Source organism: Cognatilysobacter xinjiangensis (genome assembly GCF_014651995.1).
Classification (GTDB): Bacteria; Pseudomonadota; Gammaproteobacteria; order Xanthomonadales; family Xanthomonadaceae; genus Cognatilysobacter; species Cognatilysobacter xinjiangensis.
In genome coordinates this window covers 1,444,023-1,469,345 of the sequence record NZ_BMXY01000001.1, presented here as the reverse complement: position 1 = coordinate 1,469,345, position 25,323 = coordinate 1,444,023, and the positions used below count along the sequence as shown (strand labels likewise).

The 25,323-nt window shown below is 69.7% G+C and carries 24 protein-coding genes, 1 tRNA gene and 1 pseudogene; 13 read left to right on the top strand and 13 right to left on the bottom strand.

Going from position 1 to position 25,323, the window contains the following annotated elements:
- Positions 1-136 precede the first annotated feature (136 nt).
- The 6 genes from pgaD to IE066_RS06970 form a co-directional block, all read right to left on the bottom strand.
- Positions 137-616, bottom strand: a complete 480-nt coding sequence (gene pgaD / locus IE066_RS06995; protein ID WP_189448121.1) for a poly-beta-1,6-N-acetyl-D-glucosamine biosynthesis protein PgaD — start codon at positions 614-616, stop codon at positions 137-139.
- Complete coding sequence (gene pgaC, locus IE066_RS06990; RefSeq protein ID WP_189448119.1) at positions 613-1,863, bottom strand: poly-beta-1,6-N-acetyl-D-glucosamine synthase; 1,251 nt, start codon at positions 1,861-1,863, stop codon at positions 613-615. The genes pgaD and pgaC overlap by 4 nt, the downstream gene beginning before the upstream one ends.
- A 1-nt stretch (position 1,864) precedes the next feature.
- Positions 1,865-3,469: a poly-beta-1,6-N-acetyl-D-glucosamine N-deacetylase PgaB gene (pgaB, locus tag IE066_RS06985; protein ID WP_189448117.1), complete on the bottom strand. Its 1,605-nt coding sequence runs from the start codon at positions 3,467-3,469 to the stop codon at positions 1,865-1,867.
- Positions 3,469-5,571 (bottom strand): tetratricopeptide repeat protein, encoded by a 2,103-nt coding sequence (locus IE066_RS06980; RefSeq protein WP_189448115.1) that lies wholly within the window; start codon positions 5,569-5,571, stop codon positions 3,469-3,471. Before IE066_RS06980 ends, pgaB begins: the two co-directional genes overlap by 1 nt.
- A gap of 189 nt (positions 5,572-5,760) precedes the next feature.
- Positions 5,761-6,078, bottom strand: coding sequence for a hypothetical protein (locus IE066_RS06975; RefSeq protein ID WP_189448113.1), 318 nt, complete (start codon positions 6,076-6,078; stop codon positions 5,761-5,763).
- Positions 6,079-6,175: 97 nt separating this feature from the next.
- A tRNA-Pro gene (locus IE066_RS06970) sits at positions 6,176-6,252 on the bottom strand.
- Between the two features lie 123 nt (positions 6,253-6,375).
- Here IE066_RS06970 and hisS point away from each other — a divergent pair.
- The 12 genes and pseudogenes from hisS to IE066_RS06910 all read left to right on the top strand — a co-directional run bounded on the left by hisS (position 6,376) and on the right by IE066_RS06910 (position 19,001).
- Complete coding sequence (gene hisS / locus IE066_RS06965; RefSeq protein WP_189448111.1) at positions 6,376-7,758, top strand: histidine--tRNA ligase; 1,383 nt, start codon at positions 6,376-6,378, stop codon at positions 7,756-7,758.
- On the top strand, positions 7,755-9,668 hold the full coding sequence (locus IE066_RS06960) for an HAL/PAL/TAL family ammonia-lyase (RefSeq protein ID WP_189448108.1): 1,914 nt from the start codon (positions 7,755-7,757) through the stop codon (positions 9,666-9,668). The genes hisS and IE066_RS06960 overlap by 4 nt, the downstream gene beginning before the upstream one ends.
- 317 nt (positions 9,669-9,985) lie before the next feature.
- Positions 9,986-10,324, top strand: a complete 339-nt coding sequence (locus IE066_RS06955; protein ID WP_189448106.1) for a YerC/YecD family TrpR-related protein — start codon at positions 9,986-9,988, stop codon at positions 10,322-10,324.
- The gene (gene hisG, locus IE066_RS06950; protein ID WP_189448105.1) at positions 10,321-11,229 is read left to right on the top strand and encodes an ATP phosphoribosyltransferase; all 909 of its coding nucleotides are present in this window, start codon (positions 10,321-10,323) and stop codon (positions 11,227-11,229) included. The genes IE066_RS06955 and hisG overlap by 4 nt, the downstream gene beginning before the upstream one ends.
- Positions 11,226-12,480, top strand: a pseudogene (gene hisD / locus IE066_RS06945) (histidinol dehydrogenase). Before hisG ends, hisD begins: the two are co-directional and overlap by 4 nt.
- Positions 12,477-13,556: a histidinol-phosphate transaminase gene (gene hisC / locus IE066_RS06940; RefSeq protein ID WP_189448103.1), complete on the top strand. Its 1,080-nt coding sequence runs from the start codon at positions 12,477-12,479 to the stop codon at positions 13,554-13,556. Before hisD ends, hisC begins: the two are co-directional and overlap by 4 nt.
- Entirely contained in the window at positions 13,553-14,680 is a 1,128-nt protein-coding gene (gene hisB, locus IE066_RS06935) for a bifunctional histidinol-phosphatase/imidazoleglycerol-phosphate dehydratase HisB (protein ID WP_189448101.1), read from the top strand. Before hisC ends, hisB begins: the two co-directional genes overlap by 4 nt.
- Entirely contained in the window at positions 14,677-15,276 is a 600-nt protein-coding gene (hisH, locus tag IE066_RS06930; protein ID WP_189448873.1) for an imidazole glycerol phosphate synthase subunit HisH, read from the top strand. The genes hisB and hisH overlap by 4 nt, the downstream gene beginning before the upstream one ends.
- Positions 15,273-16,025: a 1-(5-phosphoribosyl)-5-[(5-phosphoribosylamino)methylideneamino]imidazole-4-carboxamide isomerase gene (gene hisA / locus IE066_RS06925; RefSeq protein ID WP_189448099.1), complete on the top strand. Its 753-nt coding sequence runs from the start codon at positions 15,273-15,275 to the stop codon at positions 16,023-16,025. The genes hisH and hisA overlap by 4 nt, the downstream gene beginning before the upstream one ends.
- Positions 16,019-16,792: an imidazole glycerol phosphate synthase subunit HisF gene (hisF, locus tag IE066_RS06920; protein ID WP_189448097.1), complete on the top strand. Its 774-nt coding sequence runs from the start codon at positions 16,019-16,021 to the stop codon at positions 16,790-16,792. Before hisA ends, hisF begins: the two co-directional genes overlap by 7 nt.
- Positions 16,785-17,417: a bifunctional phosphoribosyl-AMP cyclohydrolase/phosphoribosyl-ATP diphosphatase HisIE gene (hisIE, locus tag IE066_RS06915; RefSeq protein ID WP_229790696.1), complete on the top strand. Its 633-nt coding sequence runs from the start codon at positions 16,785-16,787 to the stop codon at positions 17,415-17,417. Before hisF ends, hisIE begins: the two co-directional genes overlap by 8 nt.
- A gap of 33 nt (positions 17,418-17,450) precedes the next feature.
- Complete coding sequence (locus tag IE066_RS06910) at positions 17,451-19,001, top strand: calcineurin-like phosphoesterase C-terminal domain-containing protein (protein ID WP_189448093.1); 1,551 nt, start codon at positions 17,451-17,453, stop codon at positions 18,999-19,001.
- Between the two features lie 7 nt (positions 19,002-19,008).
- On the opposite strand, the gene mtnC is transcribed toward IE066_RS06910, so the two are convergent.
- The 4 genes from mtnC to IE066_RS06890 form a co-directional block, all read right to left on the bottom strand.
- Positions 19,009-19,704, bottom strand: coding sequence for an acireductone synthase (gene mtnC, locus IE066_RS06905; RefSeq protein WP_189448091.1), 696 nt, complete (start codon positions 19,702-19,704; stop codon positions 19,009-19,011).
- A 72-nt stretch (positions 19,705-19,776) separates the two neighbouring features.
- Positions 19,777-20,334 (bottom strand): 1,2-dihydroxy-3-keto-5-methylthiopentene dioxygenase, encoded by a 558-nt coding sequence (locus tag IE066_RS06900; protein WP_189448089.1) that lies wholly within the window; start codon positions 20,332-20,334, stop codon positions 19,777-19,779.
- A 13-nt stretch (positions 20,335-20,347) separates the two neighbouring features.
- Positions 20,348-20,995 carry a methylthioribulose 1-phosphate dehydratase gene (locus IE066_RS06895; RefSeq protein WP_189448086.1) on the bottom strand — a complete coding sequence of 216 codons (648 nt, stop codon included), beginning with the start codon at positions 20,993-20,995 and terminating at the stop codon, positions 20,348-20,350.
- Positions 20,996-21,131: 136 nt separating this feature from the next.
- Complete coding sequence (locus IE066_RS06890) at positions 21,132-22,670, bottom strand: amino acid permease (protein WP_189448085.1); 1,539 nt, start codon at positions 22,668-22,670, stop codon at positions 21,132-21,134.
- 151 nt (positions 22,671-22,821) lie between these two features.
- Here IE066_RS06890 and IE066_RS06885 point away from each other — a divergent pair, with 151 nt between their 5' ends.
- Entirely contained in the window at positions 22,822-23,403 is a 582-nt protein-coding gene (locus tag IE066_RS06885; RefSeq protein WP_189448083.1) for an NUDIX hydrolase, read from the top strand.
- Between the two features lie 55 nt (positions 23,404-23,458).
- Here IE066_RS06885 and IE066_RS06880 read toward each other — a convergent pair whose 3' ends face one another.
- From IE066_RS06880 to IE066_RS06870, 3 genes are all read right to left on the bottom strand, one after another.
- Positions 23,459-23,848, bottom strand: coding sequence for a hypothetical protein (locus IE066_RS06880; protein WP_189448081.1), 390 nt, complete (start codon positions 23,846-23,848; stop codon positions 23,459-23,461).
- Between the two features lie 95 nt (positions 23,849-23,943).
- Entirely contained in the window at positions 23,944-24,510 is a 567-nt protein-coding gene (yeiP, locus tag IE066_RS06875; protein ID WP_189448079.1) for an elongation factor P-like protein YeiP, read from the bottom strand.
- A 12-nt stretch (positions 24,511-24,522) separates the two neighbouring features.
- Positions 24,523-25,293, bottom strand: a complete 771-nt coding sequence (locus IE066_RS06870; RefSeq protein ID WP_189448078.1) for an SDR family NAD(P)-dependent oxidoreductase — start codon at positions 25,291-25,293, stop codon at positions 24,523-24,525.
- Positions 25,294-25,323: the final 30 nt, after the last annotated feature.

The following is a 25,323-nucleotide window of genomic DNA, read 5'->3' as shown; positions in this document are numbered from 1 at the left end:
CGCGGGCGGCGGGACGCGGATTGTGCACGGCGGGAGTCCGGTCGATCGCGGCCAGTCTGGACAGCGATCTATTACGCCGGGGTCAAGGCACGCCCCGACGAGCAGCCGCCGGACATGGCGCCGGCGGCTGCGTGGCTCAGGCGGGTGGTGCGAGCGGCGTATGGTGGTGGATGCCGGCAAGTCTCGCGTCCTCGCCCATGTTCAACGTTATCGATTTCGCGCCGGCAAGCTGCCGCGACAGCTCCGGCGGCGCGAGCAGCGACTGCGCGACGTCGTCACCGTCGACGTTGCGCGGCGTGCTGCGGCGGTCCTGCCCGCCGAACTTGTGCCGGTTGTATTCGGCCCATCCCACCAGCAGCACGGTGGCCACCAGCGCGAGCACGAGGATGACCATGAACACGCTGTTGTCGAAGCGGTTGTTTCGCACGTACAGCTCGACATAGCTGGTACGCACGCCCATTACCCAGGCGAGGACGGTGAGCACCGGGAGCCACAGGTAGGCGTACAACGCCCAGGCGGCGAGGGTCAGCACACCGTGCAGCGTGCGGGTGGCGGTGGAGGCGCGGGTCTTCGGCGCGTAGATGAACGGGCTGGGATCGGTCGCGGGCGTGTTCATCGATAACCTCGGTCGGGACTGGTCCACGTGGCGATGCCGCGTGACTTGGAGAAAAGCGTCTTGGGTACCGCGACGATGGTGGTCAGCAGGCTGAGCATCCAGTAGGCCAGCGGGTACCAGATGATCCAGAAGTAGTTCCAGCCGATGCCGCGCTCGTAGCGGCGGTCGATGATCATGCTGATCGCGAACTGCAGCAGGCAGGTGACGCCGAGCACGACGCCGTGCCAGCGCGGAATCAGGCCACCGGTCTGCAGGCCCGGCGGAATGTCGAAGAAGTAGCTGAGCAGCCAGAGCACGATCGACAGCAGCATCACGTAGGCCCAGACCACGCTCAGCAGGTACTCGAACACGACGCCCCACATGCGCCGCCGGCGCCAGGCGTTGAGCGACTTCGCATGCCGCGTGATCACTTCCACGCCGCCGCGTGCCCAGCGCAGCCGCTGGCGCCACAGGCCGCGGAATGTCTCGGGCATCAGGATGTAGGCCAGCGCGTTCGGCTCGTAGCGGATGTCCCAGTGGTCGATCTGCAGCCGCCAGCTGACGTCGATGTCCTCGGTCACCATGTCGTCGGACCAGTAGCCGACGCGGTGCAGCGCGGTCTTGCGGAAGGCGGAGATCACGCCCGACACGGTGAAGATGCGCCCATAGCTGCGCTGCGCGCGCTTGATCATGCCGATGATCGAGCTGAACTCGCCCACCTGCATCTTGCCCAGTAGCGTCGAGCGATTGCGGATGCGCGGATTGCCGGTCACGGCGCCCACTCGGGGGCCGCTGGTGAGGTGCGAGACAAGCCACTGCGTCGCGTTCGGGTGCAGCAGCGCGTCGCCGTCGATGCAGACCAGGTACTCGCTGCGCGAGGCCAGCGTGCCCATGCGCAGTGCATTGGCCTTGCCGAGGTTCCGGTCGAGGTGGATGACGCGCATGTTCGCGTGCATCGCCGCAAGTGCGTCGAGGCGCGCGCCGGTGTCGTCGGTGCTGCCGTCGTCGATCGCGATGATCTCGAAGTCGGGATAGCGCTGTGCGACGAGCGAGGCGATGGTCTCGTCGATGCAGGCACCTTCGTTGTGGCAGGGCACGAGGATCGAGACCATCGGCGTGGTGGACATCGCCGGCAGGTCCTCGGGCCCGGCGGCATGCCGTTCGCGGCGGAGGTAGTAGTAGATGCCGCCCGCCATCCAGAACAGCGACATCACGATCGGGTAGAAGAACGCGAATCCGAACAGGACGCCGAGGAGATCGAACTGCATATCAGCGCTCCAGGTAGGGGAACGCGCGGGCGCTGATCGCTGCGCGTGCCGGGTCGAGGGGCGGCTGATCCTTCAGAGCGATGTCCTGGAAATAGGCGACGTGGCGGCCTCCGGAAGCGATGACGCGGCGCGACAGCGCTTCCAGCGTGTCGCCGTCGGCGGCGGTGGCGTCGATGACGAATACCGTGCGTTCCAGTGCGCGCGGCGTGGCCGCCGCGTCGGCGACGATCCGGTCGACGGTCGCGGCGCGCGCATCGGCCGGCAGCATCACCGCGGTGAAGTCGAAGCCGGTGTCGCCGGCAGGCGGCACCGCCCCCGGCTGCAACGCCTGCGCCACCACGAGGCCCGGTCGCCAGCGAGTGGGTGAAACGCCCGTGGCACCGCCGGCCAGTACTACCCCATCAATGGGCGTGCCCGCGGCCAGCGCGTCGACCATCGCGGCATCGCCCGCCGACAGCCAGGCGAACACGCGCACGTCGGCACGCGCGGCCAGACGCGCGGCGACGTGGGTAAGCAGGTCGTCGCGCATCGCGACGCCGGGCGCAGGGAAGTACGAGGCATCGGCACGGCCGTCGCCGTTGGTATCGGACGTGGCCTGCAGGAAAACGTGGCTCGGTTTGATGGAGCGGATCCGCTCGACCATTGCATCCACATTGCGGGCCGTCGTGGCCGCATCGGCGCCGACCACATCGTCGAGCGCGACACGCACCGCGCGCAGACCATCGAGTCCGATGTCGCGGCGCAGCTCGTAGGCGATGTCGCCCGAGCCGGGGTTTTCGTGCATGACCAGTCGCGCGAGGCGGGTCGGCTCGCCGTCCACCCGGGCGACCCCGGCATGGCGCAGATCGGCGGTGCCGCTGCGGCCATCGGCGTCGATGGCGAGCGTCAGGCCGAGGGAAGCGGCGAGCGAGCGTGCCGTCGCGTTGCCGCCGCCCGGCCAGACCACGGCCTGCGGGCGCTGGCCGGTCGCGCGCTGGATCGCGTCGATGCTGGTCGCGAGGTCGCTGCGCAGTCGCTCGCGATACGCCGTGTCGGTTTCATAGCCCCCGGCCCAACGGCGGGCACGCACCGCAGGCAGAAGGTCGCCCTGCGGATCGACCGGAACGGCCGTGGCCAGCGCATGCCCCTGCGTGGCGAATTCGACGAGCCCACTGGCCTGGAGCGCCTTGACGTCGTTCCACGACAGGAAGGCATCGCCCGGCACCGCGCGCGAGCCGATGCGCACGGCGTCGGCCGGTGCACGTCCGATGCGTTCGGTCGGCAGCGCCACCAGCGCCGGATAGCCGAACGCACGTAGCAGCGGCAGCGCCTGCGTGTAGGTGCTGCGGTAGCCGCCGTCGAAGGTCAGCAGCACGGCCTTCGACGGCAGCGCGCCCCGGCCGGCGCGGGCGTCGCGTACCGCCTGCGCGGTCACCGGCACGTAGCCGTGCGATCGCAGCCAATCGAGCTGCATCGCGAGATTGCGCGACGTGATCGCGCCGGTATCGGGCTCGCCGTCGGCGATGCGGTCGCGCACGTCCTGCCAGCCGAGGACGACGACGGCCTGCGCCGGGCGCGGCAGTAGCGCGGAAACGAACAGCGCGAGCGAAAGGACGACCGAGCGCATCAGAACCCCCACCGGTAGGCCAGCTCGAACGCGATGCGGCGCTCGCGTCCACCGTCGTAGACGGGCTTCGCCCACGACACGCCGTATTCGAAGGTATGCCCGAGCGCCGGTCGCCACTCGTGGCGGTAGGCGACCGACGGCACCCACTTCGTGCCGAAGCCTTCCTGCCAGTACGGACCGGCCTGCAGCTCCAGGCGCTGGCGCAGGTAGGCGTCGTAGCGGCGCCAGATGAGGTGGTTGAAGCGCACGCCGACCGTCGCCATCGCATCCCGCGACGGATTGAAGTAGGGCGCGTCGTCGCGCGAGCCGCGGCTCAGCCACAGCGAGCCGAGGCCGTCGATCATCAGGTGCGGCGACGTGTACAGGCGCCAGCGCCCGAACGCGGACAGCTGGTCGCGTTCGTTGCCGTCGTCGTAGCGCAGGTGCTTGATGCGCATGTCGATGGCGCCGAGGTCGTTCGGCCGCCAGGACGCCATCAGCGAGGCCGAGTCGGCCTGGATGCCCGCGCGGCGCGCCTGAAGCGAGGTGTCGACGTCGTTCTCCGCGACCTGCGCACGCAGCGTCCAGGTATCGCTGAGGAACCAGCCGGCATCGACGGTCCAGGCATCATCCTTGTTCGGCTCGTCGACGTTGTAGCTCGACAGCCGGAAGCCGAACTTGCCGTGGCGATAGTCGAGTGCGCCGCCGATGCGGCGATAGCGCACGGTGTCGGGCTGGAAGTGGGCGTCGACGGTGTCGCCGACGATGCCGACGCGCCAGCGGTTCTTCAGCAGCGGCGTCCAGGTCTCGAAGTTGAAGCGGTGGTCCTCGATGCCGAACGGCGAGCCCGCGGCCGTTTCGGCGTCGTTGCGGCCCTTCACCCAGCCGATGCGGCCCATCGGGCCATTACGCAGCCAGATCTCCTTCTGCAGGCGCTGCGCGTGCAGGTCCTTCGGATAGCGCGACTGCACCTGGCGATTGGCGTCCATCGCCGCGTCGATCTCGCCGATCTCGTAAAGCGCGGAAACACGGCCGATCTCGGCGTCGCGCTCGCGCGGGTCGAGCGTCAGCGCCATGTCGTAGCGCTCGAGCGCCTGAGTGGGATGGCCGCGGCGGTACATTAGCGCGCCCATTGCCGCCTGCGTGCCGGCGCGGTTCGGCGCGATGCGCACCAGCGGCTCGATGATTTCCTGCGCGCGAGCGTTGTCGTCGCCGAAAGAGATCATCTGGCCGTAGGCCATCTCGGCGCGGAAGCGCTTCCAGTTGGCCTGGTCCATCTCCACGCCGGCACGCTCGATCCACGCGGGCTGCGAGGCGACGAGTTCCCGCATCATCGGCAGCGCACGGTCGAAGCGCTCCTGCTCCAGATACGCGTAGGCCAGCAGGATGCGCGTATCCACGTCCGACGGGTTCAGCGCGACCGCCTTCTCCAGCGCCTCCTGCGCGTCCTCGGGACGGTGCAGCGCGAGGTAGGAATCGCCCGCCGGGCCATGCGCATAGGCGGGCAGGTCGACGCCCTCGCGGACCAGCGCCTCGTACTCGTCGACCGTTTCCTGATAGCGGCCCAGCGCGTTGAGCGCGGTGAGCGCGTCCATGCGCAGTCGTGTCTGCTCCCACTGCGTGCGGTCGGGACGGGCCTTGAGCTCCAGCAACGCGTCGTAGGCCCGGCGCAGCTCGGCGTTGGGGTCGTCGGCGTTCTCGGGGTAGGCCATGCCCCAGCCGATCATCCGTGCGACGCGGTCGCCCTCGATGCGGTCGCGCTGCCAGTCGGCGAAGTCGGCCGGCTGGCGGCGGCGCAGCTCGTCCGCGCGATAGGCGGCGCCGAGGTCGGCCAGCGTGATGGCCTGCATCCGGTAGGCCACGTCGTCACGCGGGTCGGCCGCGAGCAGGTGCTGGTAGATCCCCAGCGCCTCGGCGAAGCGCTCGGCCTTGCGGGCGGCCTCGGCGCGGGCCAGCAGCCCGTCGCGGACGTCGCGGCCGGTGACGCGCGGCAGATCCGGCGAGCTGCCGGCCGCGGCCGCCACCGCGGTAGGGGTAGGAACTGCCGCCGGCTGCTGCGCCATCGCAGGCGCCCAGGCCAGGGGCAGAAGCAGTGCCAGCGCATGGGGTCGTAGTGGACGCACGTGTCGATCCGAGTCGAAATCAGGGCTGAACGGCGCCGAGTCTTCGCCGCTCCGTGTGAAGGCAACGTGGGACGAATCGAGAATGCGGTCACAATTTAAGCGGCCTTAGCGGCGCGGCCGCGGCCGCTTGGCGGCGGCGCCTACGGGCGGCCGACGAGCGGCGGTACGACAACCAAGCGGCGGTGTGGCCTAGGATTCTTCGGGGTCGGCCAGTTCGTTGAGGTGCTCGACCCGCTGCTTAGCGGTGTCGGCGATTTCCGCATCCCAAGGCGACGGGCCGCGGACAATGACGTTCGGAATGACCGCCGCGGACGACTGCCGCCACACGCGGTTGAGCGATTCGCGGTCGGGATGCGACAGGATCAGCGCGGAAAGCATGCAGTCGTTGACCTGCGCGCGGCCGATCATGATGGCGAGGTACTGCGCGAGCAGCGACATCTGCTCCTTCAGGAAGGCGACCTCGCCCTCCAGCGCCTCGACGCGGTCCTGCTCGGATTCATCGTTCATGGCCCGAGCCTGACAGCCCCGGCTTGTCGACCCGGTGAAACCACGGGCGACGGACACGAAAAAGCCGGCTCGAGGCCGGCTTTTTCGATGAATCATTTGGTCGGGGAGACAGGATTCGAACCTGCGACCTCTACGTCCCGAACGTAGCGCTCTACCAGACTGAGCTACACCCCGACACCGAGCCGCAAAGTCTAATGGGCCGTGACGGCTACGACAAGGGGCTGTGAACGATTCCGGCGGAGAAGGGCTGCCACCGTAAACTGTGACGTCCGATTTCCGCCCGTTCCGGGGACACCCTTGATCAAGCCACGCACGCCGGCCGGAGTGCTCGAACTCCTGCCGCCCGACCAGATCGCCTTCCAGCGGATGCTCGACGTCATCCGCCGCAATTTCGAGCGTTTCGGCTTCCTGCCGGTGGAAACGCCGGTGATGGAGCTTTCCGACGTCCTGCTGACCAAGTCGGGTGGCGAGACCGAGCGGCAGGTCTACTTCGTGCAGTCGACCGGCGCGCTGGAGAAGGCGGGCGAGGGCCTGCCGGAAATGGCGTTGCGCTTCGACCTCACCGTGCCGCTCGCGCGCTACGTGGCCGAGCACGAGCACGAGCTCGCGTTCCCGTTCCGTCGCTACCAGATGCAGCGCGTCTACCGCGGGGAGCGCCAGCAGCGCGGGCGCTTCCGCGAGTTCTACCAGTGCGACATCGACGTGATCGGCAAGGACGCGCTCTCGGTGCGCTTCGATGCGGAGCTGCCGGCTGTCATCCACGCGGTGTTCTCCGAGCTCGACATCGGCGCGTTCACCATCCAGCTCAACAACCGCAAGCTGATGCGCGGCTTCTTCGAGCAGCAGGGCGTGGCCGACCCTTCGCTGCAGGCGATGGTGCTGCGCGAGGTCGACAAACTCGACAAGCGCGGCGCGGACTACGTGCGCGAGACGCTCACCGGCGAAGGTTTCGGCCTCGCCGCCGACGCGGTGGATCGCATCCTGCGCTTCGTCGAGATCCGCTCGACTTCGCATGCCGACGCGATCGCGACGCTGGACCGCCTGGCGAACGATGGCGAGGTCAACGACGCGCTCGTCGCCGGCGTCGCCGAGCTGCGCGAAGTACTGGAACTGGTGCGCGCGATGGGCGTGCCGGAATCGGCCTACGCCCTGAACCTGTCGATCGCGCGCGGCCTCGACTACTACACCGGTACGGTCTACGAGACCACGCTCGACGATTACCCGCAGATCGGCTCGATCTGCTCGGGCGGGCGCTACGAGGACCTCGCCAGCCACTACACCAAGTCGAAGCTGCCGGGCGTCGGCATCTCGATCGGCCTGACGCGCCTGTTCTGGCAGTTGCGCGAAGCTGGCCTGCTGGGCGCTGCCGAAAGCACCGTGCAGGTGCTGGTCACGCAGATGGAGGCCGCGCATCTGCCGCACTGTCTGTCCGTCGCCGCCGAGCTGCGTCAGGCCGGTTTCAACACCGAAGTGGTGATGGAAGCGTCGAAGCTCGCCAAGCAGTTCCGTTACGCGGATCGCGCCGGCATCCGTTTCGTGGTGGTGCTCGGCGACGACGAGATCGCCGCGAACAAGGTGACGGTCAAGGACCTCCGCCGCGAGGACCAGTTCCAGGTCGACCGCGCCGAACTGGCGTCGACGCTCCGCGTCGAACTCGCACAGCCGGCGGTCCGCGCATGAAGCCCGTCCACCTCGACGGGCGCTCGCTGACGCGCGCGCAGGTGCTCGCCGTCGCCTACGGGGCGCCGGTAGAGCTCGACGAGGCGCAGCTGCCGGCGGTCGCGCGCGCCGCGGATTTCCTCGCCGAGCAGGTCAGCCGCGAGGAGCCGATCTACGGTGTGTCGACCGGCTTCGGCAGCAATGCCGATCGACTGCTCGGCTCGTACCGGCTGCGCAACGGCGCGGGCAGCGATGCGAACAATCCGCACGAGTCGCTGCACGCCGAACTGCAGCGCAACCTCATCGTCACCCATGCAGTCTGCGTGGGCGAGCCGTTCGCGCCGGAAGTGGTGCGCGCGATGCTCTGCATCCGCATCAACACGCTGATGCGCGGGCATTCGGGCATCCGGGTGGAGACGTTGCGCGCGCTCGCGGCGATGCTCAACGCCGGCATCGTGCCGGTGGTACCGCAGCTCGGTTCGGTCGGCGCGAGCGGCGATCTCGCGCCGCTCTCGCATCTGGCCATCGTGCTGCTCGGTGGCGGCGAAGCCTTCCTCGGCGGCGAACGCCTGCCGGGCGGCGAGGCGCTGCGTCGCGCAGGGCTCGCGCCGGTCACGCTGTCGTACAAGGAGGGCCTCGCGCTCAACAACGGCACCGCGCAGATGCTGGCGACCGGGGTGCTCGCGCTGGCGAAGCTCGAGGATCTCGTCGACACGGCGGACCTCGCCGCGGCGATGACGATCGATGCCTTCGCCGGTCGCCTCGGCGCGTTCAAGCCCGAGGTGCATGCGCTGCGCCCGCATCCGGGCCAGGTGCACGTCGCCGCGCACCTGCGGCAGTTGCTCGAAGGCTCGACGCTCGCCGACATCCCTTACCACCTCGTACCGCGCTTCCGACCCTGGCTGCCCGAAAGCTGGGCGACCGAGGAAGCGCGCGAGCTGCGCTTCGACATCGGCTGGGACTGGGTGCCGACCTCGCAGCGCCACGGCCGCGAGAAGTTCTACGAGCGCTTCCTGCCGTTCCGCGGCGGCAAGAAGCACCAGCCGCAGGACAGCTACTCGCTGCGCTGCATCCCGCAGGTGCACGGCGCCGTGCGCGACGCGATCGCGCAGGCCGCGCGCGTGCTGGAGATCGAGCTCAATTCGCTCACCGACAATCCGATCGTGTTCCCGGACGCGCAGGCCGAGCACGTCGAGGATCAGGTCGTATCCGCCGGCCATTTCCACGGCATGCCGCTCGCGCTGGCGATGAGCTACGTCAAGGCGGCGATCCCGGTATTGGCGAGCATCTGCGAGCGTCGGCTCAACAAGCTCGTCGATCCCGCCACGAACGACGGCCTGCCGGGCTTCCTGATCGGCAACGAGGACGCGACCGAGTCGGGTTTCATGATCGTGCAGTACACGGCCGCCGCGATCGTCAACGATCTCGCCAGCCGGGCGATGCCGGCCTCGGTGTATTCGATCCCGACCAGCGCGAACGCCGAGGATCACGTGTCCATGGGCGCGAACGAGGCGCGCCACGTGCTCGCGATGGCCGACGACCTCGGCAAGGTGCTGGGCCTGGAGCTCTACACCGCCGCGCAGGCGCTGGACCTGCGTCGCGACATGATCAATGCCGCGCGTGCGCTCGCACGCCAGCGTCCCGTGGACGAGCTGGCGGGGAAGATCGCGGGCGCACCGGCGGCCAGCGCGGATCGCTCGACCTTCGAGGCGGAAGTCGAGTCGCTGCGGCGCCAGCTCGCCGACACCGGAGAATTCGGCCCGGGCCACGCCGTGCGCGCCGCGCACGATGCGATCCGCGAGTCCATCGCCTTCATGGGGTTCGATCGCGCGATGGACGGCGACGTACAGGCGGCGGTACGACTGGTGAAGGACGGCCGCGTGCTGGCGGCGGCGCGTGACGCGGTTCTTCGGCGCGGCAAGATCGCCTGAAGCAGCAACATCGCGAGACGACACGCACGGGCCGGACTTTCCGGCCCGTTTTTTTTCGCCCGGAGCAGACGAGGGGCAGGTAGCCGGGCCGGCGTCGGGCCTGCGCTGCATCCGAGGCGTGCGGCTCCGCGCCGCCGCTTCGCCCCCGGTCGATCCCGCCTTCCGGTTGTCCCCTGGCGGCGCACGCCGAGCGACGTCGGCATGTGCCCTTGGCGCCGACTTCGACTGAATCAGCAACGCAACGGGCCGCGGACGCGCGTTGACACGGCGGTCGCCCGGCAATTAATGTACTAGCACGCTAATACATTGGAGCGACGATGAAGCGCCGCCCACCCCTCGCCGACGCCGACGCCGACAAGCAGCTTTCCCTCGAAGCCCTCGCGGCGGCGTTCGCCTCGCTGAAGTCGGCCGACGACGTCATGGCCTTCCTCGACGACCTCTGCACGCCCGCCGAACTGGAGGCCATGGCCGACCGCTGGCGCGTCGTGCCCTATCTGCTGGACCGCGTGCCCTATCGCGAGATCCACGAGGAGACCGCGGTCAGCGTCACCACCATCGGCCGCGTCGCACGCAGCCTCGAATACGGCGCCGGCGGCTATCGCACCGCCATCCAGCGCACCACCGCACCGCGGAAGTCCCGCAAAGAGAACGCATGAGCCCCGCCGTCGAATCCCGCGATCGCCTGCGCATCGCCATCCAGAAATCCGGTCGTCTGGCCGACCCCGCGCGCGCACTGCTCGCGTCCTGTGGCCTGAGCTGGCGCGAGAGTCGCGACCGCCTGTTCTGCTACGGCGAGACGCTGCCGGTCGACCTGCTGCTGGTGCGCGACGACGACATTCCGGGCCTGATCGCCGACGGCGTCTGCGACCTCGGCATCGTCGGCCGCAACGTGCTCGAGGAGCAGGACGCCGAGCGCCTGCGCGGCGGTGCGACGCCCGCGTTCCGCGAGATGCGCTCACTGGGTTTCGGAGGTTGCCGCCTCGCGTTGGCGGTGCCCGAGAGCTGGAGTTGGCAGGGCCCGGCGCAACTGGCCGGAACCCGCATCGCGACGAGCTACCCGGCGCTGCTGCAGGCTTGGCTCGAACGCGAAGGCATCGTGGCCGACGTGGTGACGCTGTCGGGCTCGGTCGAGATCGCGCCGCGTCTCGGACAGGCCGACCTCGTCTGCGATCTCGTCTCCAGTGGTGCCACGCTCGCGGCCAACCAGCTGAAGCCGGTGGCGACGCTGCTGGAGAGCGAAGCGGTACTCGCCGGCCCGGTCGGCGAGTTCGACGGCGAGCGCGCGTTGCTCGCGGAGATGCTGCTTCGTCGTCTCGACGGCGCGCTTCGCACGCGCCACAGCCGCCTGCTGATGTTCCAGGCCGAGCGCAATGCCATTCCGCAACTGCTGCCGCTGCTGCCCGATGCCGAGACGCCGACGCTGCTGCAGGTCGATGGCGCGGACCGCCTCGCGCTGCAGGCGCTCTGCCACGGCCGCCTCACCTGGCAGCGGCTGGAGGACCTCAAGCGCGCCGGCGCGCAAGGCCTGATGGTGTTGCCCGTCGAGAGCCTGCTGGCATGAGGCGCGTCCGCTGGTCCGACCTCGACGCCGTCGCGCGCGAGGAGATGCTGCGACGTCCGGCGCAGCGCGTCGCCGACGACGTCACGGCCGCCGTCGCCGCGCTGGTTTCCACGGTGCGCAATGGCGGCGACGCCGCACTGCGCGAACTCACGCAACGTTTCGACGGCATTGCGCCGGCGACGTTCGAAGTCGAAGAGCAGGCGTTCGCCACGGCCGGGGCCGCGCTGACGCCGGGGCTGCGTCGCGCCATCGACGAAGCCGCCGCGCGCATCCACGCCTTCCACGCCGCGTCGATGACGCAGCCTGTTGCGATCGATACGGCGCCCGGCGTGCGCTGCGAGCGCGTGCTGCGGCCGATCCGGCGCGTCGGCCTCTATGTACCGGCCGGCTCGGCACCGCTGCCGTCCACCGCGCTGATGCTCGGCGTGCCCGCGGCGCTCGCCGGCTGCAGCGACATCGTGCTGTGCTCGCCGCCGCGCGCGGATGGCAGCGTCGATCCTGCCGTGCTCTACGCCGCGCGCGCCTGCGGCGTCCGTCGCGTGTTCGCGCTGGGCGGAGTGCAGGCGATCGCGGCGATGGCCTTCGGCACCGAGTCCGTGCCCAAGTGCGACAAGCTGTTCGGCCCCGGCAACGGCTGGGTCACCGAAGCCAAGCGCCAGGTATCGATGACCGAGGGCGGCCGCCGACCTCGGCGCCAATGCGTCGTTCGTCGCGGCCGACCTGCTGTCGCAGGCCGAGCACGGCGCGGACTCGCAGGTGCTGCTCGTCAGCAACGAAACCACGGTGCTGGAAGCGGTGGAGACCGAGATCGAGCGCCAGCTGGCCACGCTGCCGCGCGCCGAGATCGCGCGACGCGCGCTCGATGCGTCGCGCCTCGTCGAGGTCGATTCGCTCGAGGCCGCGTTCGACGTGAGCAATGCCTATGCGCCCGAGCACCTGATCCTCGCGCTGCGCGAGCCGCGTCGCTGGCTGGATCGCGTCGAAGCCGCCGGCTCGATTTTCCTCGGCGACTGGGCACCGGAAGCGCTCGGCGACTACTGCAGCGGCACCAACCACGTGCTGCCCACCGGTGGCGCCGCCCGATTCACAGGCGGGCTGAGCGTGGCCAGCTTCCAGACCGCGATTACCGTGCAGGAAGTCGCGCGCGAGGGTATCGCGGCGATCGGCCCATGCGCCGTCGAGCTGGCCGGCGCCGAGGGCCTGGACGCGCACCTGCGCGCGGTCGCGGTGCGGCTGGAGGCGCTCGCATGAGCTCGCCGATCGATCTGGTGCGCGCCGACCTGCGCGACTTCGCCGGCTACCGGTCCGCGCGCAGCGACAAGCTCGACGGCGACGTCTGGCTCAACGCCAATGAATCGGCCTGGCCGAATTCCGCCGACGCCTCAGCACGTGTGCGTCGCTATCCCGAGCCGCAGCCCGAAGCGCTGCGCGAGCGACTGGCCGCGCTGTACGGCTGCCGCGCGGACGAGGTGATCGCCGGCCGCGGCAGCGACGAGGCGATCGACCTGCTGGTGCGCGCCTTCTGCGTGCCGGGGCAGGGCGCGATCGTCACCACGCCGCCCACGTTCGGCATGTACGCGGTGAGCGCGCGCCTGCACGGTGCGCGCGTGGTCGAAGCCCCGCTGGTGGACGAAGGCGCGTCGTTCCGTTGCGATGCGGACGCGATCGAAGCCTGCGTCCTCGGCAGCGGCGCGACGCTGGTGTTCCTGTGCTCCCCCGGCAACCCGACGGGTGAAATCGTTCCATTCGACGTCGTGCGCGACATCGCCACGCGACTGGAGGGCCGCGCCATCGTGGTGGTCGACGAGGCTTACCAGGAATTCGCATCGACCGCTTCGGCGCTGACGCTGTTGCCGTCGATGCGCAATGTCGTGGTGCTGCGCACGTTGTCGAAGGCGCACGCACTCGCGGGCGCCCGTTTGGGCGTCGCGATCGGGGATGCCGAACTGATTGCGTTGCTGCGCCGCTGCCAGGCGCCGTATCCCCTCCCGCAGCCCTGTGTCGACCTCGTGCTGCGCGCACTGGATACCGATTCGTTGGCGACGACGCGTGCCAATGCGGCAGTCGCGACGCGCGAGCGCGGCCGCCTCGCCGCAGCGCTCGAAGGCGCAGCCGGTGTGAGGCGGGTCTACGTATCGTCGGCCAACTTCCTGCTGGTGCGTTTCGATGACGCGCAGGCTGCGTTCCAGCGCCTGCTTACCGCCGGCGTGGTGGTGCGCGACGTGCGCGCGCAGCCCGGCCTGGGCGACGCGCTGCGCATCACCATCGGCTCGGCCGAGCAAAACGATCGCGTGATCGCGGCGCTGGCCGAGGCGGTGCCGGCATGAGTCGACCCATCCTGTTCGTCGACCGCGATGGCACGCTCATCGAGGAGCCCGGGGACTTCCAGATCGACAGCTACGCCAAGCTGCGCTTCGTCGAGGGCGTGATCCCGGCGATGCTGAAGCTGCGCGATGCCGGCTACGACTTCGTGATCGTCTCCAACCAGGACGGCCTCGGTACCGATGCGTATCCGCAGGAGAGTTTCGACGGCCCGCACGCGCTGATGATGCAGGTCTTCGAAAGCCAGGGCATCCGCTTCCGCGACGTGCTGATCGATACGAGCTTCCCGGAGGACAACGCGCCCACGCGCAAGCCGCAGATCGGCCTGGTGTTGCCCTACCTCAAGGACCGCACGATCGACTGGGCGCGTTCGGCGGTCGTCGGCGATCGCCCGACCGACGTGCAGCTGGCGGACAACATGGGCATACGCGCCTTCCAGCTGCGCACCGCGCAGTTCGGCGGCGAGTGGGACTGGGCCGGCATCGCGCATGCGCTCGCCGACGCACCGCGCACCGCGCGTGTCGAGCGCACGACGAAGGAAACGCGCATCGTCGTCGAGGTGGATCTCGACCGCGCCGCCGAGCCGCGTGTGCGCACGGGCCTAGGCTTCTACGACCACATGCTCGAGCAGCTCGGCAAGCACGGCGGCTTCGCCCTGTCGCTCGAGTGCGAGGGCGACCTGCACATCGACGAGCACCACACCATCGAGGACTGCGCACTCGCGCTCGGCCAGGCGTTGCGCCAGGCGCTGGGCGACAAGCGCGGCATCGGCCGCTATGGCAGCGACGTCGTGGCGCCGGACGTGCCCGACGCGCGCCCGACGACCTACGGCCTCAATCTGCCGATGGACGAAACGCTCGCCAGCGCCGCGCTGGATTTCTCCGGCCGTCCGTACTTCGTGTTCGACGGCGAATTCCGCCGCGAGCGCGTCGGCGATCTGCCGACCGAACTGGTGCCGCACGTGTTCCGATCGCTCTGCGAGACCGCGGGCCTGAACCTGCACCTCGCCGTGCGTGGGGACAACGACCACCACAAGGTCGAGGCCTGCTTCAAGGCGGTCGCGCGCGCGCTCCGCCAGGCGCTCGCGCGCGAGGGTCGCGAGCTGCCGTCGACCAAGGGAGCGCTCTGATGGAGGTCGTGCTGATCGACGCCGGCGGCGCCAACATCGGCTCCGTGCGCTATGCCTTCGAGCGCCTCGGTGCGAGCGCCCGCTTCAGCGCGGATCCGGCGGTGATCGCCGCCGCCGACCGCGTCGTGCTGCCAGGTGTGGGCGCCGCGGCTGCGGCGATGGCCCGCCTGCACGAGCTCGGCCTGGAAAGCTGCGTGCGCGACCTGTGCCAGCCGTTGCTCGGCGTCTGCCTGGGCATGCAGCTGCTGTTCGACTCGTCGGAAGAGGGCGACGTCGACTGCCTCGGCCTGTTGCCCGGGCGGGTGCGCAAGCTCCAGGGCTCGCCCACGCTGCGCGTGCCGCACATGGGCTGGAATACGCTGGAGCCCGTGCTCGACGACGCGCTGCTGGACGGCGTCAGCGCCGGCGACAGTGCGTACTTCGTGCACGGGTACGCCGCCCCGGTGACCTGTGACACGCTCGCGACGTCCACGCACGGCGAGACATTCGCCGCCGTCGTCCGTCGCGGTAACCGCATGGGCGCGCAGTTCCATCCCGAGCGCTCGGCAACGATCGGCGCACGCATTCTCGAGAACTTCCTGAAGGTGCCGGCATGAGCGGCTTCGAGGTCTATCCCGCCATCGACGTGCGCGACGGCCGCGTCGTCCGCCTGAAGCAGGGCGACTACGCGCAGGAAACGCGCTACGCCGACCAGCCGCTCGAGGTGGCCTCGCGTTACGCCGCCGCAGGCGCACGCTGGCTGCACCTGGTCGACCTCGACGCGGCGCGCGACGGCGGCTATTCCATCGCGGCGCTGCTGTCGGGCATCAAGTCGAAGACCGCACTGAAGGTGCAGACCGGCGGCGGCGTGCGCAGCAAGGACGATCTGCTGCGGCTGTTCGACGCCGGTGCCGATCGCGTGGTGGTGGGCTCGCTCGCGGTGCGCGAGCCCTCGACGGTGGCGGGGTGGATCGAGCGCTACGGCAGCGAGCGCATCACCGTCGCGCTGGACACCCGCGAAGTCGAGGGCGAATGGCGTCTGCCGACGGCCGGCTGGACGCGCAGCGACGGCACCTCGCTGTCTTTCCTGCTCGCGCTCTACCTCGGCACCGGGCTGCGCCACCTGCTGTGCACCGACATCGGCCGCGACGGCATGCTCGGCGGCCCGAACATCGCCCTGTACCGGGAAATCATGCAGCTCGCGCCGCGCGTTGCGCTGCAGGCCTCCGGCGGCGTGCGCGACCTCGCCGACATCGAGGCGGCCCGCGAGGCCGGCTGCGCGGGTGCGGTGCTCGGCAAGGCGTTGCTGGAAGGCCGCTTCAGGCTCGAGGATGCGGTGGCGCGCGCGGACGCGATCGCATGCTGAGCCGTCGCGTCATTCCGTGCCTGGACGTGCGCGACGGCCGCGTGGTCAAGGGCGTGCGTTTCCGCGACCACGTCGACATGGGCGACATCGTCGAGCTGGCGCTGCGCTATCGCGACGAGGGCGCCGACGAGCTGGTGTTCTACGACATCACGGCGAGCCCCGAGGGGCGGAGCGTGGACCGCGGCTGGGTCGAGCGCGTCGCTCGGCTCATCGACATACCGTTCTGCGTCGCCGGCGGCATCCGCAGTGTCGACGAGGCGCGTGCGGTTCTGCACGCGGGTGCGGACAAGGTGTCGATCAACACGCCGGCGCTCGACCGCCCCGAGCTCATCGGCGAGCTCGCCGACGCCTTCGGCGTGCAGTGCGTGGTGGTCGGCATCGACAGCCTGCGCGACCAGGACGGCGAATGGCGCGTGCGCCAGTACACCGGTGACCCGTCGCGAACCCGCGCGCTGGCACGCCGCGCGCTGGACTGGATCGTCGAGGCGCAGGACCGCGGCGCCGGCGAGATCGTGCTGAACTGCATGGGCAGCGACGGCGTGCGCAGCGGCTACGACATCGAACAGCTGGCCGCCGCGCGCGCGCTCTGCCGGGTGCCGCTGGTCGCCTCCGGCGGTGCCGGGGATGCGACGCATTTCGTCGACGTGTTCGAGAAGGCCGATGTCGACGGCGCGCTCGCCGCGAGCGTCTTCCATTCCGGCAGCATCCGGATCCCCGAACTCAAGCAACAACTGGCGGCCGCCGGCATCAAGGTGCGACGTGTCTGAACCCCTCGCTTTCGACGCCGGTGGCATCGACTGGAACAAGCAGCAGGGTCTCGTTGCGGCCGTCGTGCAGGACGCCACGACGCTGCGCGTGCTGATGCTCGGCTGGATGGATCGCGACGCGCTCGCCCACACGCTCGCGACGCGGCAGGCGACCTTCTTCAGCCGCACCCGCGGCCGCCGCTGGACCAAGGGCGAGACGTCGGGGAACGTGCTCGAGGTGGTGGACCTGCGCCTGGACTGCGACGGCGACACGCTGCTGGTGCTCGCGCACCCGCGCGGCCCGACCTGCCACCTCGACCGTGCGAGCTGCTTCCCCGATGCGCCCGGCGCGTTCCTGGGCGAGCTCGATGCGCTGATCGCGCGCCGCGAGGCGGAACGGCCGGCCGGCAGCTACACCACGAGACTGTTCGACGCGGGCGTGCGCCGCATCGCGCAGAAGGTGGGCGAGGAGGGCGTCGAAACGGCGCTGGCTGCCGTCGCGCAGGACGAGGCCGCGTTGCTCGGCGAATCGGCCGATCTGCTGTATCACCTCACGGTGCTGCTGCGCGCGCGGGGCCTCTCGCTCGACGACGCGGTCGACGTGCTGCGCGCACGCCACGCCCCCGGGCCCGTAGTCGCCAGCTGATACGCTTTTGCGCTGCCGAACCGGAGCGCCCGCATGATCCGCACCCTCGTCGCCCTCTGTCTCGCACTCGCGGCCGGTGCGGCGCAGGCGCAGGCCGCCGCGTGCGGCGGCGTCGTGTACGACGATCGGGATCGCGACGGTATGCGCGACGCGACCGAGCCCGGGCTCACTGGCGTCCGCGTGTCGGACGGCATTTCGATCGCGACGACGGGTCGCGACGGCCGCTACCAACTGCCGGCGAATGGCGAGCGCGCGCGCTTCGTGATCAAGCCTTCCGGATTCGACGTGCTGCGTGCGGCCAACGGGCTGCCCGCTTTCTGGCGTCGCTCCGCCGACGGTGCCTGTCCCGACTTCGGACTGGTGCGCGCATCGAAGGCCCCGGCTGAACTCGACGTGCTGGTGTTCGCCGACACGCAGACCAAGTCGATGACCGACGTGGACTACTACGCGCGCGACATCGTCGAGCCGCTGCGTCGCGCCGGTGCTGGTCGAGCGCATCTCGGCATGACGCTGGGCGACATCGTCGACGACCATGTCTCGCTGTATCCGGCGGTGACCGAGGTGACCACCCGCCTGGGCCTGCCGTGGCTGCACGTGCCCGGCAACCATGACGTCGATGCAGGCGCGGCGAGCGACGAGGATGCGCTCGGCAGCTTCCATCGCCACTTCGGGCCCGACACCTTCGCTTGGGAGGAAACTCAGGCCGACTTCCTGATGCTCGACGACGTGGTCACGCTGCCCGGCCAGCGACCGGCCTACGTCGGCGGGCTGCGCGAGGACCAGTTCGCCTTCATCGAGGCGTACCTCGCCACGCGCGATCCGAGCCGGCTGCTTGTCGTCGGCGTGCACATCCCGTTCTTTCCGGTGGGCGGCGAGAGCTTCCGCACCGCCGACCGCGAGCGCCTTTTCGCGATGCTCACCCGGGTACCGCGCGTGCTGCTGCTGAGCGCGCACGGCCACGTGCAGCGGCATGTCTTCCACGATGCGGCCACCGGCTGGCACGGCACCGGGCCGTTGCACGAGTACAACGTCGGCGCGGCCTGCGGTGCGTTCTGGTCCGGCGTGCCGAATGGCGACGGCATCCCCGATTCGACGATGTCGGATGGCACGCCCAATGGCACCGCACGGCTGCAGGTGGGCGCCGACGGCCACTACCGTCTCGCCTGGCAGCCTGCGGGCGTCGATGCGACCGCCGGCGCGTTCACGCGCGCGATGCGCCTGCACGCGCCGCGCGCGCTGCGTCGCGGCGCGTATCCGGCCTGGGGCGTGTACGCCAACGTGTGGATGGGCACGCCCGACATGCGCGTGGAGTTCCGCGTCGACGGCGGCGAATGGAAGCCGATGAAGCGCGTCGAGCAGCCCGATCCGTGGCTGCTGGCGGAGAACGTGCGCGATGATGAAGCGGAGGCGCTACGCGGTTACGACCGCTCGCCCGAGGCCGATGCCTCCACGCACCTGTGGCGCGGCGCGCTGCCGACGACGCTGGCCGCGGGCCTGCATCGCGTCGAGGTGCGCGCGTTCGATCCCTGGCAGGGCCTGCAGACGGCCGACACGAGCTATCGGCTCGTCGACGCCACGCCCTGAAAACGCGTCAGACGCCGATGTCGGCGAAGGTCTCGACGCGGCGGTGGCCGTGCGTGGCCTCGCCCTCGCGCGGCTGCGGATAGTCCTGGCGACGATCCAGCAGCACCGTCTGCAGGCCGGCCTCGCGCGCGGCGTCGAGCTCCTCGACCACGTCGGAGAGGAACAGGATGTCGCCCGGCGCCTGGCCGATCGCCTCGGCGATGCGCGCATAGCTCGCGGCTTCCCGCTTGCCGCCGGTTTCGGTGTCGAACCAATTCGAAACCATTCCCGTCAGATCCCCGGCGTCGCTGTGGCCGAAGAAGAGCTTCTGGGCGGGCACGCTACCGGAGGAATACACGTGCAGCGGATAGCCCGCGTCATGCCATTCCTGCAGTGCACGGGCCGCATCGGGATACATGTGCGCGGTGAAATCCGCGCGCCGGTAGCCGGAGTCCCAGATCATGCCCTGCAGCGCCTTGAGCGCGGTGTGCTTGCGGTCCTGGTCGATCCAGCCCTGCAGCACCTCGACGATCGTGTCGTCGCTGCAGACGCCGCCCTGTTCGGTCGCCACCGCATCCAGCCAGCGACGCACCTCGGGCTCGCCGCCGCGTTCGCGGACGAAGCCGGGCAGGGCGCGGCGCGCGTACGGGAACAGCACGTCCTTCACGAACGAGATGCTGCTGGTGGTGCCTTCGATGTCGGTGAGGATCGCGCGCACGGGCATGGCGGGGGTCCGGAAAAAGCGAGGCCCGGCATTGTCGGCCGGGCCCCGGTGAAGTGCCAGCGTCGGCGGCGCTCAGCCGGCCTGGCCGGGCTCGAAGCGCGGGAATTTCTGCGCGATGTCGGTGCCGGTGAAATGGCCGACCCAGCCGTCCGGCTCGGTGAAGAAGCGGATCGCGACGAAGCTCGGCTCCGGGCCCATGTCGAACCAGTGGTGCGTCGAATCGGGTACCGAGATCAGGTCGCCGGCGACGCACTTCATCTCGTAGACCTTCTCGCCGACGTGCAACGTGAACAGGCCCGAGCCGGCCACGAAGAAGCGCACCTCGTCCTCCTTGTGGAAGTGCTCGTCGAGGAACTTCCTGCGGGCTTCCTCGCGCGCGGGGTTGTCCGGCGCGATGCTCACCACGTCGACGGTGCGGAAGCCGCGCTCGGCGACGATGCGGTCGATGTCGGCGCGATAGGCCTCGAGGATCGCTTCCGGCGGATCGCCCGCCTGGATCGGCTTGCTGGCCTCCCATCGCTCGAAGCCGACGCCGATCGGCGCCAGCTCGCGCTGGATCTCGGCGAGGTCGGTGGTGACGAGCTCGGGCTGGTCGGGAGTGGCGTCGTGGAAGATGCGCAGGCGGCTCATGGCGCGCTCCGGGTCAGTTGGACGAGGCGCCGAGGCGGCGCATCTCGAGCTCGCAGGCGAGCAGGAATTCGAAGGCTTCGAGGTGGCGGCGCGCCTCGGCCATGTCGCGGCCCCAGGCGTACAGGCCGTGGCCCTCGATCAGGTAGCCCCACATCGGGCCGCCGTCCAGCAGCGCCTCCACCTTGGACGCCAACTCGGGCATGTCCTGCGTGTTGGGCAGCACGGGTAGGTCGAGCAGCGTGTCATGCGTGGTGTTGCCGGCAAAGGCCTTGAGCAGCTCGTAGCCTTCCAGCCGGATGGCGCCCTTCGCCGCATACAGGCGGGAGGCAACGGTCTGGTTCACCGAATGCGTGTGCAGCACGCAGCCGATCTCCGGGAAGCGCTTGTAGAGCTGCGTGTGCAGCAGCGTCTCGGCCGACGACTTCTGCGTGGTTGCGACAGGGTTTCCACCGACGTCCACGACCATGATGTCGGCCGCCACCAGTCGGCCCTTGTCGCGGCCGGACACGGTGATGGCGACGTTCGTGGCGTCCATCCGACACGAGAAGTTGCTGCTGGTCGCAGGCGTCCAGCCACGCTCGGCCAGCTCGCGCACATTGACGATGATTTCGTCGGCGCAGCGGGCCAGCCGCTGCGGATCGTAGGGCAGGGAAGCGGTCATCTGCAGAGTTTAGGGCAGCCGGGTGGCGGCCATGCATCGGCGGCCGGGCCGCCGGGTTCCGCCTGCGGAACTGTCGCCACAAAAAAAGAAACGGCGCAGTTGCCCGCGCCGTTTCCTTGCCGTGCTGCCGTGCCGGTCAGGCCTGCGGACCCTCGTGGAACGGCGGCTCCGGATCGATGCGCGGCGTAGGCGTTGCATCGCGGTTGCCCGGTGCGAGGTGGCTGCGGCGGTAGCCGTAGAGGAAGTAGATGACCAGGCCGATCGCCGCCCAGCCGAAGAACATCGACAGGGTATAGCCCGAGAGGTTCAGGAAGAGCAGCAAGCAGCCGGCGACCGCGAGCGGGCAGACGATCCACACCAGCGGCGTACGGAACGGACGCGGGCGGTTCGGCTGCTGGACGCGAAGGATCATCACCGCGGCCGAGACCATGACGAACGCGAACAGCGTGCCCGAGTTCGAGATATCCGCCAGGATGCCGACCGGGAACAGCGCCGCGAAGGCGGCGACGAACACGCCGGTGATCATCGTGATCACGTGCGGCGTGTGGAAGCGCGGATGGACCTTCGACAGCCGCTCCGGCAGCAGTCCATCGCGGGACATCGTGAAGAAGATGCGGGTCTGGCCGTAGATCATCATCAGGATGACGGACGGCAGCGCGAGGCCGGCGGCGATGCCGATCGCATTGCCCCAGTTGGCAAAGCCGAGCACACGCAGCACGTGCGCCAGCGGCTCGCGGCTGCAGACCAGCGCCTCGCTGCCCTGGCAGGCCGCCGCCAGTTCAGGGCTGCCCGGATGCAGCGCCATGCCGTCCGGCCCCATCATCGGCTGCGAGCCCACCGAACCAACGGCGCCGTAGCCGACCAGCAGGTAGAACAGGGTGCAGACGCCCAGCGAACCGATGAGGCCGATCGGAATGTTGCGATTCGGATTCTTGGTTTCCTCGGCCGCGGTCGAAACCGCATCGAAGCCGACATAGGCGAAGAAGATCGAAGCGGCCGCACCCAGCACGCCGACACCGCCCAGCGGGCTGCCCCAGCCGGTCGGGAAGAACGGCTCGAAGTTGGCGTCCTGCGCCGCCGGCACCGCGATCGCGATGAAGGCCGTGAGCGCAGCCACCTTGATCAGCACCAGCACCGCATTGACCTTCGCGGACTTGGAAGTGCCGATCACGAGCAGGCCGGTGACGACGAGCGAGATGAGGAAGGCGAGAAGGTTGAAGCTACCCCCGTCCAGCGGGCCTGCACGAAGAGGCAGTGGAAGCCCCATGCCCGCACTCGCGAGCAGTCCGTTGACGTAGCCGGACCAGCCGACTGCGACGGCACCCGCCGCGATCGCGTATTCGAGCACCAACGCCCAGCCGACGGTCCATGCGAGGCCCTCGCCGAGGACGCCGTAGGTGTAGGTGTAGGCGGAGCCGGATACCGGCACCATCGATGCGAGTTCGGCATAGGCCAGCGCAGCGAGGCCGCAGACGATCGCCGCAATGATGAAGGCGATCATCATCGCCGGACCTGCCTTCTGGCCGGCCTCGGCCGTCAGGACGAAGATGCCGGTGCCGATGATCGCGCCGATGCCGAGCATCGTGAGCTGGAAGGCACCGAGCTGTCGCTTCAGCGACTTCTTTTCGGCAGTCTCGAGAATCTTGTCGAGCGGCTTGACACGCCAGAACAGCATTGCTTTCTCTCCCCAGGAAAAGCCCGGGCCTGACGGACCGGACAACCCGCCGACCTTAGCCGCAGCCGCAGGCCATGCACAAGTCGCCTTTCGCCTGCTTTCGTCGCTAAGCGGGGATAATGCTGCACTGCACCCAAGAGGACGCTGCCGTATGGACCTCGCATACGACCCGCAATCGATCGACCGCCTGCGTGGCGAGCTCGAGGACTACGCGCGGCGCTGGCCGGATGAGGCGGAGGTCGTCGGCCATTTCCTCGAGCTGCTGGACGAGGTCGAGAGCGCGCCGTTCACCCGCGCGCGGCTTGCGGGCCACTTCACCGGCTCGGCTTGGCTGGTCGATCGCAGCGGCGCGCGCGTGCTGCTCACGCACCATCGCAAGCTCGGGCGCTGGCTGCAGCTGGGCGGCCATGCCGACGGTGATACCGACCTCGGCCGCGTGGCGTTGAAGGAGGCGGAGGAGGAATCCGGTCTGGATGGCCTGACGCTGGAACCGGGCCTGTTCGACCTCGACCGTCACTGGATTCCCGAACGCGGCGACGTGCCCGCGCACTGGCATTACGACGTGCGCTACGTGGTGCGTGCGGGCGCGAACGAGGCGTTCGTGGTCAGCGAGGAGTCGCTTGACCTCGCCTGGCGCGACGTGCGCGAGCTGCTCGCCGATCCGTCGTCGGACGAATCGGTGCGGCGCATGTCGGAAAAGTGGCGCGCGTGGTCGGGGCAACAGGCGGGCTGACTGCCCACGGCCGCGCGATGTATCGGCACCGCGTGTCGACGATCTCGCGACCGCTTCAGCGCTGCTGGTAAGCCGCGAGCAGCGCCGCCACCGGCGCATTGGACGCGTGCCGCTGGCGCAGCTCGGTCAGACGGCGCTCCAGGCCCGCGCAGCTCGTGCGAAGCCCCTCGACGATCTCGCTGCGGCGATGGCGGTCGGCGGGGCTTTCGGACGACGGCCAGGGCGCGGCGCGAAAGTCCTCGCAGGTGTCGCGGTCGTCGACGAAGGCGCGCACGTCGGCCGGCAGGTCGCACCACGTGGCGAAGGCCTCCCGCTTGGCTGGCGCCGGACAGCTGAGCACCAGTTTCGGCGCCGCGGCGGGCTTGGGCGCCGCGGTCTTCTGCGGCGCGGTGGTGGCGCAGCCCGCGCAGGCGGCGAGGACGAGAGCGATGGGAAGAGCGCGCATGGTCACCTCAAGGACGTCGGAGGGCGCGATGCCGGCGTGGCCGGCGACGGCGCGGAGATGGGACCGGCCGCCGCCGTGCGAGTTCCCGGTGCCGATCAGTCGGCGCGGCCGGCGAACTCGCCCGTGGTCGTATTGACCAGCACGCGCTCGCCGTTGCCGATGTACTCGGGAACCATGATCTCCAGGCCGGTCGACAGCTTCGCCGGCTTCGGGCGCTTGGTCGCCGTGCCGCCCTTGAGCTCCGGCGGCGTCTCCACGACGTCCATCGTCACGGTCTGCGGCAGTTGCAGGCCGACCGGCGCATCGTCGATGACCTGCACGTAGCAGCCCGAGAGATCCGGCACGATGTAGCCGGCCATGTCGCCGACGACGTCCGCGTCGAGCGTGTAGGGCGTGTAGTCCTCGTCGTCGAGGAATACGAACGCGTCGCCGTCCATGTACGAGAACGTGGCCTGGCGACGGACGAGGTCGACTTCGCGCAGGTCGTCGTCGCCGTCGAAGCTGGCGTCGAGCTTGTTGCCGCCCGGCACGCTGTACATGGTGAAGCGGAAGCGCACGTTGCCGCCGCGGCCTTGCGGGCTGCTGCGCTCGATGTCCCGGATCTGGTACACGCCGCCGTTGTGCTCGACGACGTTGCCCTTCTTGATGTCGTAGGCCTTCATTGCAGTTCCTGATTACTTCGGCGCGAGGCGCGTCGCGCCGTCGAGGCGGATGGTCTCGCCGTTGAGGTAGGTGTTGCCGAGGATGTAGGCCGCGAGGTCCGCGAATTCCTCCGGCTTGCCCAAGCGCGACGGGAAGGGAATCGACGCGGCCAGCGACTGCTGCACCGACTCCGGCATGCCGTCGACCATCGGCGTCCAGAACACGCCCGGCGCGATGGTGAGCACGCGGATGCCGAAGCGGGCCAGCTCGCGCGCCATGGGCAGCGTCATGCCGACCACGCCGCCCTTCGACGCGGAGTACGCAGCCTGGCCGATCTGGCCTTCGTAGGCAGCGACGGACGCCGTGTTGATGATCACGGCGCGCTCGCCGTCCGTGCCGGCCTCGTTGGCCTGCATCACCTGCGCGCAGGCCTTGGCGACGTTGAAGCTGCCGACCAGGTTCACCATGACGGTGGTCTGGAACTGCGACAGCGGCATCGGGCCGTCCTTGCCGAGCACGCGGCCCGAGCCGAGGATGCCCGCGCAGTTCACCGCGACGTTGAGACCGCCGAGGAACTCGTTGGCCGCCGCCACGTTCGCGACCACGCCCGCCTCATCGGTGACGTCGGTGCGGAAGAATTTCGCCTTGTCCGCGCCGAGTTCGGCGACGGCCGCCTGGCCCTTCTCCTCGTTGACGTCGAACAGGGCGACGCGGCCGCCCTCGCGGACGATGCGCTGGGCGACGGCGAAGCCGAGGCCGGAGACGCCACCGGTGATGACGGCGCGGGCGTTGGAGATCTGCATGGCGGATCCTCGAAAGGCGGAAAGGCCGCG